Raw genomic sequence first — 15,364 nt, 5'->3', positions numbered from 1 at the left:
TCACTTTGAAAACGGAAATATTATGGAAAACGGAGTTGTTATGGAAGACCGGTTAATTGCAGAAGAAATAAAAAAGCTCAAAGAAGAAAGAAACGCAATAATCCTTGCTCATTTTTACACCCGCGGGGAAGTACGGGAATTTGCGGATTTTGTTGGGGATTCCCTTTCCCTCTGCAGGGAAGCGGTGAATTCAAAAGCTGATGTCATAGTCTTTGCAGGTGTTCATTTTATGGCAGAGTCGGCATCGATTCTTTCTCCTGAAAAATCGGTTCTGTTGCCGGTTCCGGAGGCGGGCTGCCCGATGGCGGATATGGTTACCGTGGAGACTCTCAGGAAAGAAAAAGAAAAGCACCCGGATGCAGCCGTCGTCTGTTATGTGAACAGTTCAGCCGCCGTAAAAGCGGAGTCGGATATCTGCTGCACCTCTTCAAATGCAGTAAATGTGGTAAATTCAGTTGAGAACAGGGAGATTATTTTTGTCCCGGACAAAAACCTTGGAGCCTTTGTATCCCTTCATACCGACAAAAAAATACACCTCCGGCCCGGGTTTTGCCATGTCCATGAGAACATAGGGAAAGAGGATATCGAAGAATTAAAAAACCTCCATCCTGAAGCGGAATTTCTTGCACACCCCGAATGCAGGCCTGAAGTCATGAGTTTTGCAGACCATATCCTCAGTACCTCCGGAATTGTGAAGGAGGCGGGAAGATCAGAGTCCACAGAGTTTATAATCGGGACTGAAAAGGAAATTGTTCAGAGCCTGAAACGGAAATACCCGGATAGAAAATTCTACCCCGTATCAAAAAAGGCTGTTTGCTACAATATGAAAAAGGTCACTCTTGAGTCCATTCTGAACAGCCTCCAGAATATGGAATATGAAGTCCAGGTCCCGGAACATGTGAGAGCGAAAGCAAAAAAGGCACTTGACCGGATGCTTTCGGTTAGCGGAACTTAACAAAAGAGAGGAAGGTAAAAGAGAGGGAAGTTAAAGAGAGGAAAGTAAGAGAGGAAGATAAAGAGAGGAAGGGAATCACTCTCATATTTTTCAGTCCTGCTATCTTTTTTCCTGTAAACAGGTATTTATTTATACCTGGATCACAATTGTGACGTTGTGTTCGCAATTGTGAACATGAATGAAAAGCAGACTTGTCAGAATGGCAGAGTGGCTATGCTTCCGGCTGCAACCCGGAATTACGTGAGTTCGATTCTCACTTCTGACTTGAAAAACACGGTCTTGAGGTAAGATAAAAATGGGTAACAAAAATGAAAACCAAACTGGAGAAAAAGGGTTGAAGAGAAGAGCTCTTGAAAACCCGGGCATTTCAACCCTCGCGGTACATGCCGGAGCAAAACCTGACCCTGTCACGGGAGCAAGATCGGTTCCGATTTATCAGACCGCAGCTTATGTATTCGATGACACGGAACATGCAGCCGATCTTTTCGGGCTCAGGAAAGAAGGCAATATTTATACACGCCTGATGAACCCCACAACCGATGTCTTTGAGAAAAGAATCGCTGCCCTTGAAGGCGGCATAGGAGCCCTTGCGACTTCTTCAGGAATGGCTGCAATCACAACAGCCCTACTTACCTTTACAGGCCCAGGGGACGAAATCGTTTCAGGCGATAAAATCTACGGAGGGACCTATGAACTTTTCAATTACACATTTCCCAAACTTGGAAGGACCGTAAAATTCGTAGACTCGAGCAGCCCCGAAGAATTCAAAAAGGAAATCACAGGGAAAACAAAAGCCCTCTATGTGGAGTCAATCGGAAATCCCAAACTCGATGTTCCCGATTTTGAAAAACTCGCAGAAATAGCCCATACTGCAGAAATTCCCCTTGTCGTGGACAATACGGTAGCCCCCGTGATCCTGAGGCCTATCGAGCATGGGGCAGACATCGTGGTACATTCGGCAACGAAATACATAGGCGGGCACGGGACTTCGATAGGAGGAGTAATCATCGATTCCGGAAACTTTGACTGGAGTTCTGAGAAATTCCCTGAAATCTGCGACCCCGACCCCGGATACCACGGGCTGAAATATAAGGAAGCCTTCGGAAAGGCTGCTTTCATTGCAAAAGCAAGGGTGCAGTTCATGAGGGATATCGGAGCCTGCCTTTCTCCTTTTAACTCATTCCTGTTCACACTGGGACTTGAGACTCTCCCCCTGAGGGTGAAAAAACACTGCGACAATGCTCTTGCAGTTGCCAGGTTCCTCCAGGCCCACCCGAAAGTTGCCTGGGTCTCCTACCCCGGCCTTGAATCCCACAGGAGCCATGAGCTTGCAAAGAAATACCTGAAATCCGGCTACGGGGCAATAATCGGGTTCGGGATCAAAGGCGGGACAGAGGCGACAAAGAAGTTTGTTGAAAGCCTTGAGCTCTTTTCCCACCTTGCAAACATAGGAGATGCAAAAAGCCTCGTAATCCATCCAGCTTCAACAACCCATGAACAGCTTTCAGCAGAAGAGCAGAGAGCATGCGGAGTGACCGAGGACTTTATCAGGCTTTCCATAGGGATCGAGGATGAAAAAGACCTGATTTTCGATCTTGGACAGGCACTTTCTGAGGTATGAGATAGCATGGCGGTTTCTTCCGGGAATTCTTCCGTGAACTCTTCCAAAAAACTTTTTTCGGGAAAAAAAGGCCAGAGCATCGGGATAGTCCGCTCGATGAACTATAAAATCCCGGGGACCTTCGGCCTTGAGAGCGGAAAAACCCTTTCCGGCGTCAGGGTAGAGTACGAAATGTACGGGAAGATGAATGCCGATAAGAGCAACGTCATCCTGATCTGCCACGCCCTTACAGGCGATGCCCATGCTGCCGGGTTTCATGAGGGTGACAAAAAACCGGGCTGGTGGGAGATCGTAATCGGCCCCAATAAGGCATTTGACACTGAAAAATACTGCGTCATCTGCTCAAACATCCTGGGAGGCTGTAAAGGCTCTACAGGTCCTTCTTCCATAGACCCCGAAACCGGAAAACACTACGGCATCTCCTTTCCCGTAATTACGGTCAAGGACATGGTAAATGCCCAGAAAAAACTGATAGAGCACCTCGGAGTAAAACAACTTTTTGCGGTTGCAGGCGGTTCCATGGGGGGAATGCAGGTACTCCAGTGGACGGTCAGCTACCCCGAAATGGTAAGAAAAGCAATTGCAATAGCGACCACAGCCTCCACAACTCCGCAGCAAATCGCATTCGGAGCAATCGGCAGGAAAGCCATAACCGATGACCCGAAATGGAACGGCGGAGACTATTACGGAAAAGAGATACCTTCCCAGGGGCTTGCCCTCGCCCGAATGATAGGACACATTACATACCTGAGCGACGCTTCAATGCAGAATAAGTTCGGAAGGCTCCAGCAGGATACCGATAAATCAGGGATAAAAGGCACGACGGGTACGGAAGGAAAGAATTCATCCGAAATATCCTCTGAAATATCCTCAATATCCTCTGAGATCTCCTCCGAGCTCTCCTACGACTTTACCCCAAACTTCCAGGTCGAGAGCTACCTGAACTACAAAGGAGATAATTTCACAAAACGTTTTGATGCCAATTCTTACCTGTACATTACAAAAGCTGTGGACTACTTTGACCTTGCAAAGAACGGCTCCCTTATAGAGGGCTTTTCCGGAGTTACTGCAAAATACCTTGTAATTTCCATATCTTCAGACTGGCTCTATCCCCCTTACCAGTCCCAGGAAATCGTATCGGCTCTTACTGCAAACGGAGTCGATGCCAGATATGAAGAAATCAGATCCCAGCACGGGCACGATGCGTTCCTGCTTGAAGAAGGACAGCTGAGCTACCTGCTAAGGAGCTTCCTCTCGCACATCCTTGTCAGCGATGTCATGAACCGGAACTTCTATACGGTATCGAGAGACGAAACCATCGAACACTCCTCAAAGCTCATGGTAAAAGAATGCGTAAGCCACCTGCCGGTCATCTCAGAGGACGGAAAACTCGAAGGCATAGTCACATCCTGGGATATCACAAAAGCAGTGGCATGCAAAATCAACGAGCTGGACGAAATCATAACGCGGGATGTAAAGTACGTATATGAGGATGAAAAGATTGAACACGCATCCTCAATAATGGAAAAACACTCGATTTCCGCACTCCCCGTAATAGATTCCGAGCACCGTATAATAGGCATTGTTACAAGCGAAAGCATAAGTGCTCTTTTTGGCAAGTATGATTGAGAAAGAGTTTTAGATAAAGGGCAGTATGTGCCCTCTCTTCATCTCTGAACATTTCTTACCCGTCTTCTTTTTTCCCTTGTTTGCTTATGTTCTTTCTTTTTTAAGTATTGTGTTTAAGACTATCAAAAAGCTGGATATGAATACTACAGCGAGTACTGCCATGTTTAATAGGCGTCTATGATTGCAATGACAAAAGGACTGGTAATGGAATAAGTTCCGCTCGGGAGCACAAGATCCTTTCCGCTTCGCTCAAGAGGACTAAAAAATGGATGAACTGTAAACCCACATTCCGCAGTATTTTTTCAAAAATCAATATTTTCCCTGATAGCGTTTTTGAAACAAATCAAATTAATTTGGACTTTTAATGGAACTTGGTGAAAATTGAATGATATCGTTTTTTTGTCTCTATGATACACCATATAGCTGCTTTACCTCCTGCATAAAAGTCCAATAAATCCACTTTTTATTGAAAATCGATAGCAGGAAAAAATGTGAATATACGAAAATTTACTGCGGAAAGTGGGATAAATCTTCTGACCCATCAAACCTTATTAGCCATACCTAATTGTTCTGTCCACTCGACGAAGGAAAGCGGCCTGTCAAAAAAAGGGAAGAAGAGAATAAGTAACCTATATTCGGCAGGTCGACATTAGATTTTAAGTATTTTTAATGATGGCGTTTTTCAAACATTATGTGCATATATGTCGGGTTCGTAACTGGTTAACATATGGCCCAAATCTCACGACATATATAAACAATGAGCCGTTTTTGCAATAATGTCTAGTACATCGATTCCAAATTATGGGAAGAATTGGACTTTGAAATCAGCACTGGTTAATGTTTTTTCTATGAGAAAACCACAAGCGGACAAGAATAAACACGAATTGAAAATATTTGTGTTCACTTGTTTTTATTCATGGTTTATTGAGGATATATGGAATCGATGTACTAGTATCAGGAATAATGTGTTTTCTAGCAAAAACGCTATCAGTAAAAATATTATGAGAAAAACAAGTTACCTGCCGAAAGCAGGAAGTAAACAACTTCTGCTTACTTTTGCTGGTTTACTGCATTTTCAAGCTTCTGCTTTTATTTATTTTTCCTTAAATCTTTCTGCTTTTTGGTGAAGGGCCGCCAGGCAAGCTGACGGATGCGTTCTATTTACCTGCTAATCAAAAAACCAGTCTCAGGAAATCAGGGAGACAATGTGAGTTTTTATCCTTGTGTCAGGAAATCAAGGAGATGATGCGATTTTTTATCCGGTCTAAGAATACAGCTTCCTCTGAACTATTTGTATTATTGCCTTGAGAAGTCATCGCCAGATCTATCGAATCATTTTCAGATTTGTTTATCGAGGAGTTGTTCTCTCCATCAATTCCTGCAGGGTGAATATAGACAAAATAAGACATAAGAAGAATAGAAACTAAAATAATAGCAATAATAGCATAAGAAGCTATTTTGATTTTCTTGTCTCTTTTACTTTTTTTCATCTTTTTCATTGAACTTAAGTAGTTTGAATCCCGGATTATTTTATCCAGGTTCTCAGCTTCTTCTTCACTTAGCTTTGAAAGAAAGTCATTATTGCCTTTTCGCTCAACCAGATCTTCGATCAGAGCTTTTAGCAGGATTTTTCCTCTGGCTTTTGGTTTAGAAGGTGCTTCACTCGCAATATATTTTACAAAGTTAACCTTGTCGGAATCTTCTAAGTATTTTAGTGATTTTTCAACCTCATTCTTAAAAGAATCGTACTTAGAACTCTTTTTATAGCCCTGTGCAATCTCGTTGTCGGAATAATCAAAGAGTAAATTGAACAAATCTCTGTTATGTTCCTTGTATATAACTCTTAGAAGATCCTTAACGAGATTCTCAACATAGACATCGTTTGAAAGTGATATTTCATAAATCTCTTTCCTACATTCCGGCGATTTAATTTTGTGATAAATGTTTGTGAGAACTTTGCTGGTTGGATTGTTTATTTTAGAGTCTTCCTGAACCAATTTCTTAAACATTTCGACTTTGTCTCTATCATCAGAAGTTAGGCCCTTTGTTTTAGAGTTTTCTTGAATCAATCTCTTAAATATTTCAACTTTTTCTCTATCATCAAAATTATCTATAAATTTATCCGAACTATAATAATCGGATGGTGTCTTTAATATCTTTTTTACGATAAGACTTACGGAATCTGATGAATTTTTATTTATTTTTAAACCAGAAGTTTTATTTTTAACTGATTCTTCACCCAACTCTTTGTAGAAATCCCACGATTCTTTCGCATTAATTATTCGGTACTCTCCATTTTCTTTGATCTCAAAATCTGGATTTGGTTTGATTAGGCTAACAGAAACCTCAGAATTTGAAGGATATTGAGAAACATCAAGCATCAATGGATATCTGTGCCCCAGCAGAGTAACTAATTTGAGGACAAAGGAGAGACCGGCACTGAGATCAGTAATCTTAACAGATACTTTTTTGCCAGAATTGATCCTACCAGCAGTGTATATCAGAATATCATCTTTTATAACCCGATCTTCGATATTTTTGTAGTCATTTTCTTCCCATAACCCAACTAATTGATATTTATTCGAGTAAATAGTTTTAATCTCAGACTTAATCCGTCCATAGAACTTCTTCAAAAATTGGATTTCACAGTCAGTAATTTTGTGCTGTGATGGTAAATTATTGTGGACATGTATGAACACAACTCTTTCTTCTCTACCATTATCCGCCTTTACACTCAAACCGCACCCTAAAATAATTTTATCCTCTCTTGACTCCAGGTAAAAAGCACTTCTTTTTGTATCAAGCTGCTTTGCCAGTTCCGTGTATTGTTCAAAGTGCTCATTGCCTTTTAACAGCTGGCCTGTCGAGTTGTATACTCCGTAGTCCAAGTTATAGACATCGTTGGAAAATCTATGAAAGAGTTCAACTTTAAATCTGTCATCAACAGAGTATGATGGAGCCGTACTTTTTTCTGGATTCGAAACTTTATGCTTTAATGATTCTCCACCCAAATCATTATAAAAACCCCACGATTCTTCCACGTTATTTTTCCGGTACTTTCTATATTTTTCGATCTCAAAATCTGGATTTGGTTCGGTTAGACTAACAGAAACATCAAAATTAGAAGAATATTGAGAAACATCAAATGTTAATGGATATCTGTACCCCAGTATAGCAACTAATTTGAGGACAAAGGAGAGACCGACATTGAGCTCAGAGATCTTAACAGATACTTTTTTGCCTGAGTTAATCCTATCAGCAGTGTATTTTAGAGCATCGTCGCTTATCGCTCGATCTCTGATATTTATGTAGTCGTTTTCTTCCCATAGTCCAACTAATTGGTACATATTTGAGTAAAGATTTATAATCTCAGATTTGATATATTTATAAACGTTTTTTACTGAAGTGATATCTAAACTAATATCTTGTGGTGGTAAATTATTGTAGGTCTGTATGAATACTATTCTTTCTTCTCCACCACTATTCTCCTTTACATTCAAACTGCACCCAAAAATAATTTCATTATCTCTTAACTCCAGGTAGAACGCACTTCTTTTTTCGTAAAGCTGCTTAGCCAGTTCAGTATATTGTTCATAATATTCATTGCCTTTTAACAACTGGCCTGTTGAATTAAAAACAAAATTCTCTGGAGTTACATCAAGATCAAAAGCTGAATTTTTCAATCTCTCCAACTCTCCATGGATATATTTTTAGACTTTTTTGCTGCATTTCTGTATCCTCATCCTTTATGTGAGGCTCCATGGTTGCGTCCACGCTGACCGTGTACAGATAGATCGGCGTCCGATTTGACATATGTACAATTTCTTTGAATGTAGGAATCTCGCAGAACATATCATATACTTTATGCTCTATCGCCTTGGCTTCAGTTGAGTTTTCCAGAATATTTGAAAGATTTTCAAACTTGTCAGTCTTAGTAACTACAATCGCGTAAGATTTCTCATTCCCAAATTTATTTATTATGTCTGAGTAATTGCTGAAGAGTTTTATTAGATGGTTTTTGCCGTTATTGTTCTCATTATGGAAGTCAACAACATAATCTCCATCTACCAAAAAAATGATTTTCCCTGCACTTTCAAACCTTTTATATACACAAGCAAAAATGATTTTGTCTACATACTCTGCAAATTCATTTTGATGATAATCTTGCAGGTCCTGTATACCGTCCAAATCTCCCAGTTTTTTTTCCAATCCATCCAGTTTTTTATTCAGTAGAGAGATCAGGCTCTTTTTCGATTTAGTTATATCTTTTTCAGTGCGTCGTGTGTTATCATTACCATACATTTTCTTTATTTCTGAAGCGTCTGTATCCCCCAGAATTTTATTCAGTTTGGGAGTACCTACATATTGTCTCAGTATTTCGTCCACTTCAGAAGTAGTACCTGCATTTTCCAGTATTTTTTTCAGGTAAGAGGCATCTGAATAAAAGAGTTTGCGCAGTCCTTCAATTGTTTCCTTATACCGTACTTTGTCAAAATTATCTGTATGCTCTCCCCCGTAATCTACAAATGTAATTCCTACGGGTTTTAATCTATTTTTGCCTGACAATTTATACATTGCCAGGTCTGTCCGAAGGTTGCTTTTTGGAAGTTCTCCATTTTCTAAAGCGATAAGCATACTTTCAATCTTTAAATCCTCTTTATTCCCCTCCGACAGAATAAATTCATTTCTCTTGCCACTATAAAATGAAATAAACTGTTTGTAAATAGCAAGCAATAACAATGATTTTCCTGATCCCGAAGGACCATATATGAATACATCATAAGCCCTTATGCCACGAATGGTCGCTCTCAGAAGGAAAGAAAATGCAACTAAAGATCCAACCATAATTATAGTTTTAAAAAGCTTGTCTGTATCACTTGCACTGAACTGTGAAATTTCTTGAAAATACTCTAGATTGATAAAAGCAAGATACAATAAGGTTAATACACAAAAGTATGTGACGAATCTACGTGAATATATCGCAAGGTTGTCAAATCGATTGTTAAAGTAGGAGTAAAAACTTAAGTATCCACCTTCTAACATTCCAAGTATGAACCCATAGATACCATATATACTCAATAAGAATCCTCTTTCATAAAGGACATATGTAATTGATAAGAATACTGCAAGTAAAAAAATTCCTCCGGTCCTTGAGTTTCGCTCAAGAACCATTCCGATTGCACCGAAAATTAAGGACGATACTATGAAGCTGAGAATTAACTGTATAAGCCAGTGAGAATCTGATTTCCAGTAGAGCTCACTAATATCTAAAAAAATAATGGATAGGAGGACCCCAACTAAAACCAAAACCACTTCTAAGACCAAATTATTGCTTATTTTCAAGCCCCAAAGCCCCCTTTAATGACTTTATTTCATAAAGGTCTTTGATTTCCTTAAGCCCCTTTTGATCTATATTTTGTGCAATTCTTCCTGCGTTTTTTGAGCTTAAGAGGGCGTTTCGAGTTATATATTTTCCATCCTGAAGTTTCAGGACATGATGTAGTATATTTTCCTTATTTTTTGCATAAATTTCCCAGTAACCTCCTCCGGCCACCAGTGGATAAATGTTGTCAAGAAAACTTGATGCTGCAAAAAATGTCAGAACAATCTCCCAGGGTCTTGTATATTCATGAGCAGTACAACGGGAATCGTTGCGACTTCTCAGAGACATGTTCTTAAAGATAATGTCTTCCTCAATAGTACTTTTCATGAGTTCAGAACGTACATAGCTGGAAGTAGATGATACAACTACAGCAGCTTTATCAAAATTCCACTTCTCGGTCTCTGTAATTGGAATCGTTAAAGAATTTACGCCAAGATTTCTATTTTCAAACAAGTTGTAATATTTGGATTTTGCGAGGTTTATGAGTTTATTAAGTTCTGATGTCCCGTCTACGTCCTTGTCAAGGTTACTCATATTAGACCCTTCTTCCACAAGAGACAATATCTTGGGGTTGACACTTCCAAGTTTGGATTTGTATATTCCACTTGTCGTCTCAACATCTCTTTTTTGATTGATGTTCTCAAATAGTGTGTGGAATATATCATAATGCTGACCGTAATCTCTTCGGATTGAAAATGTTTCGTTCTTGGCGGCATCGACATTTTCAAGCATATTTAAAAGAAGATTCTTTTCTCTGAGTTCTACTTCCAGATCTTCTTTGGATTTATTTAGCTCTTGCTTCTTTTTGAAGTAACCAGCAGCATTTAAGTAAAGATCTCTTAGATATTCTCTCAAAGACTTTCTAATTATTACCCTGTCACCGGATTCGCATATTTCTTTCAGTTTTTCAATGTTAAGACTGTCATTATTTAGATCTCTGTATATTGGGTTATAGATTTGTTCTATAAGTTCAACTGCCTTTTTCATGAGTCCTAAAATCAAAAAATTATCAGGTATAATTATTTCAAAGGGAGGAGCGATAACAATTCCCCAATCCCTTTTATTTAAATTGATATATTCTTCTGCTTTTCCCTTTCCTTGAATATACCTGCTTTTTAGTGCCTGTTTGTTTCCCATTAAAAACGTTTTTACGCTGAACTTTTCAATTTCTTCGAGCATATAATCATAATAATAATAATCAGTAACTGCATCCATAAACTTATTTAAGCTATTAAAATCAAGTTTGATCTCACTTGAATAATTATCAATTTCTTCCCTAAGTTGTTTTCTGCCAGCAGATAAATACCAGTTATCTTTCTTTTTCTCTTTAACCTTTCCACTTTTTAATTTATTTATATAGTCATCTGATTTATTCTTCAATTCTTTTTCGAAAGTCGGGAGGGCTTTGATATTCTTTGTGATTTGTACATAGGATGCAAGGTCACTATCTATGTCATTTAATATCTGTTCAATTTTATCTTCAACATTGCTGGATAGAGAATCCAACTCACCTATCTTCTGCTCAGTCGCCTTTAGCTTCGTGTCCAGAGCTTGGATTTCCTGATTCCTGGCTTTCATCGATCCAACAAGAGAAGAGATTTCCAGTTTTCCCTTCAGGATATCAATCATTACGGACCTGCACTCTTCAGTCCCAACAAATGAAACCCGTTTGAATAAACTTGCAGTATTTTCCAGAGTCTCAAGAGCTGATGGAATCAAGGTAGATAATTTTTTATCGATTTCATCTTTGATTTTATATTGTTCGACACCTTGAGTACAATACTTGACTCGTGAAATATAGGATGTTAAGTCATTATATGTTTTGATCTGATCAAATTGAACATCCGAAACATTATATTGAATGAAGTCCTTTATTTTTACCACACTGTGATAGTTAAGCAGTTCTGCGATGTTGTTTGTCCATACCATTTCAATGTTTTTATACTCCTTTTTCATGACCTCAAATACTTCCTCAGTTGGAATGGACTCTCCACTGATATTAAAACTACTAAGGAGTTTTTCTATTTCCTCATTTACAGCTTTCCTGGCAGTAACGATCTCTCCCAATTCATCAACAATCTGGCTGTACTGCTTCTTTAATTTCCTAAGTTCTTCCACGGGATATTCGATTATATGCGAATCGGCAAAAATAAAAGATGAATAGAATTTTCTGGTATCACTGACTTGGAGATCACCTTTCTCTATATAAAAGAAGTTCAGAAGAATCTGCGGGAAGACTGAATCAAAGTCACGTACTTCTTTTAACTCCTGCTGCCCATTGGCATATTCCGTAGGGCCCAGGGATGTAAAAATTACATGATCGAAAAGTCCCTCCTCTTGAAGCACATTTAAGTATTCAAGCTCAGTAATAGAAATGGCAGCATTAAGCTGTTCTTTTACTCCTTCTTTTGTTGTCGGAAGCACTGCAAATAGATAGATTTTATTATCCCGTCCTTTTTTTATATATCTTGCAAGGTCTATGAACATTCCAGAGCCACTACCTCCCCCTATCCCTACTATCATGGCTACATCTCCTGGAGATGAAAATGACGGAAACCCATTCGATTGCCCTTCATTCAAAACTTTATATAGAATAGCTTTCGAAATAGCTCTTCTGCGATGAACACCACCCCCGAAATCATCCTTGAGGTAAGGATCAATATTTTTCAGATCCTTGAAAGTAATTCCATTTTCGGGATCGTGCAACCACCACGTATTTGCAGTAACAGATTGGGAATCTTTTATGCTTGCTAAAACTTTAGAACTGGTTAAATCGGCTACATGTTCAACACTTGCAAGGTATGGTAGAAAGTAGGACTGAAACAGGATGTTTCCTGTTCCATTCAACTTATTTACTTTCTCCATAATATCTGTTTCCAATTTTTTATCCTGAAAACGCTCACTGGCATCCGTATCCATAGTGAAAATCCGAAGCCTGTTCATACCCTTGGAGTATTCGTGAAGTAACCAATCATAACTGCATATTTCACGAGCAAGTTTTTTTCCACATCCTCCAAGACCCAAAATTGTTAGGTCTGTGGGACACTTAAAAGCTTCCGTCATTCAAGACCTCCTCTTCACTTCCATTTTTAATTCTAACACCGATTATAACACCGATTATAAGACCTATAATTGCGCCCAGGATAAGCCACCAGTATGAAGGCCATTTATCATTTTCAGTCAGATGGTCAGCAAGTGTTTTTGATTCTGTAACAAGCCCTTTATCATGAAGGTCCTGCAGATAGTTCTTGAAAAAAGGATCATCTATTTTATTCATCTGTTCTCGGAATGATTCAACTTCCGGGTTTGAGATTTCGAAGGGGCGTGTTTCCACGCTTTCGATCAGATCTCCATTACTATTTGTGAGTGTTATCCTATCATAAGCATAACCCGTACTTTGCTTATATGTTATGAGTGTTACTCTGCCATACTGTGTCTTTTCGGTTATTTGCGGGATTTGCCCATGAATATTAACAATAATCGATTTTGTGCTTTCATTAACTGGAAGATCAAATTTGTTATTATCACTTGTAATGTTCAAATTTGTGAAATTATATAAATGGAAATTACCAGTTTTAACCAGATCAGTGTCAAAAGAGATGTAATCTGCAGCTGATGGAATATTGCTTACTGTTAATGTGTAATTTATTACCTGACCCTCTAAAACTTGGCTTTGTGTTTGACCACTGATCTCAATGTTTGTTGCTGATGCCGTACTTCCAAGAAATAAAAGTAAGAACATTGACAAAAATAAGAAGTTTACGCCCTTGGATAATTTCATTCCTTATTGCACCACCGCTACATTATTTATTAATATCCTTTCTGCAAAACCTACATTATTTGTAAACATACTCTCTGTAAAACATATGATACATACTATTAAATGATTCTTATAATACTCTACTATTTAGAATTAATTTATACATATATCCCTCTATTTATAGCCAACACAGTAAATATTTTTTACATACACTAAAGAAATAGAGGGATAAAACAACAATATTTGAGTTACGAGGTAGTAAACTTAATTTTTAAAAGAAGAAAATTATCCAGTATATTATACTCAATGTAGAACAAGAATCCAAAGTCAATAAATATTAATTATATGTATATATATGTGTGTACCTACAATTTTATAAAAATTTAGAATAAGAATTAAGTTATGTGCCTCAAACTTAATTACTTCGAAAAGATAATTGGTTAATATATTTGCGAATATATTAAATATCTCAATAATATTCAATGATGATTCCAGGTAAATTTCATTAATTTTCATATATTCACATATTCACATATTATATGGTATAATAAATATATATACAACTACTAACGAGAAAAATGTCACCTGAAGAAGGTCTCAAATTAGGTCTTAATATCTCTGATCTAATTTGACAATTTTTTCATTAAAAATATCATCCAAATGAGTTTCTATTTCGAACTCTATTTTGTATTTCTGTAAGCACCAAAAGTTGATCTGCCGAAGTTAGGGAGTGAACACATTTTCTTGCTCTACCCTCTTACTCTTCTTATGTCGAATTTAACTGTATTCTTAATATGGCTATGTATTTTTTCGCATTCAAATCTCTAAAGGTGAATAAAACAGTAATGATATTCAAAGGGTTTTTTAAATGTGCTCAACATTTTGAATAACATAATCATTTACTCGCCTTAACTGCCGAAATTTGCATATAATATACTGAAGTTTATTAAGGAGGTATAAGATGATTTGTGTATGTGGAGCAAATTGTGGAGGATGTCCTCATCTGAATGACGAATGTGCCGGTTGTGATGCACTTGAAGGCAAGGTTTACTGGACTCAGTATATTGGCGCTGATGTTTGCCCTGTTTACGCTTGCGTTAAGGAAAAAGGTTATCAAAATTGCGGCGATTGTTCGCAAATTCCCTGCGAAATCTGGGTTTCTTTAAAGGATCCTTCCTCGAGTGAAGAGGAACATCAAAAATCAATTCAAGACCGGCTTTCCATATTGAAAGGATCAAGGTGAACTTCAGAGTAAAATCAAAAAACCTGACTTGTTCCCATTTCCTCCCCGTTTATATACCCGCGGAGAGTTGTGAGGCCATAGGTTTTTACAGTGAGACCTACGCATCAACGAGATGAGAAAAAGAGGCTTAGTAAGCATACCAGTGTAACTTTGTATCCGATTATATATTTGACAGAACTTGGTTAATTTTGTGATAACTTTATATTAAACTTATACATATTTCACAGTAGAATTGTTATGGAGTACATCAAAACCTGGAAAGAGGTTGTACTTAAACCAGCTGAATTTTACTGGAAAATGCCATCGGCCGGAGGATATGCCGAGCCACTAACTTTTGCAGCAATCAACTACGTCATTTCCTGGCTTTTATCTGTACTTGCCTCCTTCAGCATATTAACAATATACGGTTCCGAATCCAGCTATTCGGATTTAGGCGTTCTTTCCGCGCTTTTGGGAGCAGTCCTTCTTGCAATATTCACTTCTTTTATCCTCCAGGCTCTAGTAGCCAATTTTCTTTATAAGGCAATGGGAGGAACGGGAAATTTAGAAGGCACTTTAAGGCTATCGTTATATGCGAGTGCTGCATTGATATTTTCAGCGGTTCCTTTTATCACCCCGGTCGCTTTAATTTACGAGCTGTATCTCCTTATTGTAGATGGCATGATTGTGCATACTGTGAGTATGCACAAATCCATGATAATTATATGTCTGAGCTTTTTCCTACCGGCCGTGTTTGTCTGGATACTAACTGCCTTATCCAGCTTCGCATAATA

General features: G+C 38.3%; 10 protein-coding genes. 6 read left to right on the top strand and 4 right to left on the bottom strand.

Annotated elements, in window-relative coordinates; translation table 11 throughout:
• Nucleotides 1–40 precede the first annotated feature (40 nt).
• The 4 genes from nadA (at nt 41) to MA_RS14200 (ending at nt 5,332) form a co-directional block, all read left to right on the top strand.
• Nucleotides 41–955, top strand: coding sequence for a quinolinate synthase NadA (gene nadA / locus MA_RS14215; RefSeq protein WP_048066395.1), 915 nt, complete (start codon nt 41–43; stop codon nt 953–955).
• A 295-nt stretch (nt 956–1,250) separates the two neighbouring features.
• Nucleotides 1,251–2,576 carry an O-acetylhomoserine aminocarboxypropyltransferase/cysteine synthase family protein gene (locus MA_RS14210; RefSeq protein WP_011022675.1) on the top strand — a complete coding sequence of 442 codons (1,326 nt, stop codon included), beginning with the start codon at nt 1,251–1,253 and terminating at the stop codon, nt 2,574–2,576.
• Nucleotides 2,577–2,582: 6 nt separating this feature from the next.
• Nucleotides 2,583–4,205 (top strand): homoserine O-acetyltransferase MetX, encoded by a 1,623-nt coding sequence (locus MA_RS14205; RefSeq protein ID WP_011022674.1) that lies wholly within the window; start codon nt 2,583–2,585, stop codon nt 4,203–4,205.
• Between the two features lie 818 nt (nt 4,206–5,023).
• Complete coding sequence (locus tag MA_RS14200) at nt 5,024–5,332, top strand: hypothetical protein (protein WP_048065499.1); 309 nt, start codon at nt 5,024–5,026, stop codon at nt 5,330–5,332.
• Between the two features lie 99 nt (nt 5,333–5,431).
• Here MA_RS14200 and MA_RS14195 read toward each other — a convergent pair whose 3' ends face one another.
• Genes MA_RS14195 through MA_RS14180 form a run of 4 tightly spaced genes read right to left on the bottom strand, consistent with a single transcriptional unit; the run spans nt 5,432 to nt 13,369 of the window.
• The gene (locus tag MA_RS14195; protein WP_048065498.1) at nt 5,432–7,888 is read right to left on the bottom strand and encodes a hypothetical protein; all 2,457 of its coding nucleotides are present in this window, start codon (nt 7,886–7,888) and stop codon (nt 5,432–5,434) included.
• Nucleotides 7,869–9,548 (bottom strand): hypothetical protein, encoded by a 1,680-nt coding sequence (locus tag MA_RS14190; protein WP_011022672.1) that lies wholly within the window; start codon nt 9,546–9,548, stop codon nt 7,869–7,871. The genes MA_RS14195 and MA_RS14190 overlap by 20 nt, the downstream gene beginning before the upstream one ends.
• Nucleotides 9,532–12,651 carry a tubulin-like doman-containing protein gene (locus tag MA_RS14185; protein ID WP_011022671.1) on the bottom strand — a complete coding sequence of 1,040 codons (3,120 nt, stop codon included), beginning with the start codon at nt 12,649–12,651 and terminating at the stop codon, nt 9,532–9,534. Before MA_RS14185 ends, MA_RS14190 begins: the two co-directional genes overlap by 17 nt.
• Complete coding sequence (locus tag MA_RS14180) at nt 12,635–13,369, bottom strand: hypothetical protein (RefSeq protein WP_048065497.1); 735 nt, start codon at nt 13,367–13,369, stop codon at nt 12,635–12,637. Before MA_RS14180 ends, MA_RS14185 begins: the two co-directional genes overlap by 17 nt.
• 940 nt (nt 13,370–14,309) lie before the next feature.
• On the opposite strand from MA_RS14180, the gene MA_RS25635 reads away from it, so the two are divergent.
• Nucleotides 14,310–14,591, top strand: coding sequence for a DUF3795 domain-containing protein (locus MA_RS25635; protein WP_011022669.1), 282 nt, complete (start codon nt 14,310–14,312; stop codon nt 14,589–14,591).
• 237 nt (nt 14,592–14,828) lie between these two features.
• Entirely contained in the window at nt 14,829–15,362 is a 534-nt protein-coding gene (locus tag MA_RS14175; protein WP_011022668.1) for a YIP1 family protein, read from the top strand.
• The last annotated feature ends 2 nt before the right edge of the window (nt 15,363–15,364 follow it).

Origin of the sequence: Methanosarcina acetivorans C2A (assembly GCF_000007345.1) — an archaeon.
Lineage (GTDB): Archaea > Halobacteriota > Methanosarcinia > Methanosarcinales > Methanosarcinaceae > Methanosarcina > Methanosarcina acetivorans.
Note: the sequence above shows the minus strand (reverse complement) of the source record. Positions and strands in the feature narration are given on the sequence as shown.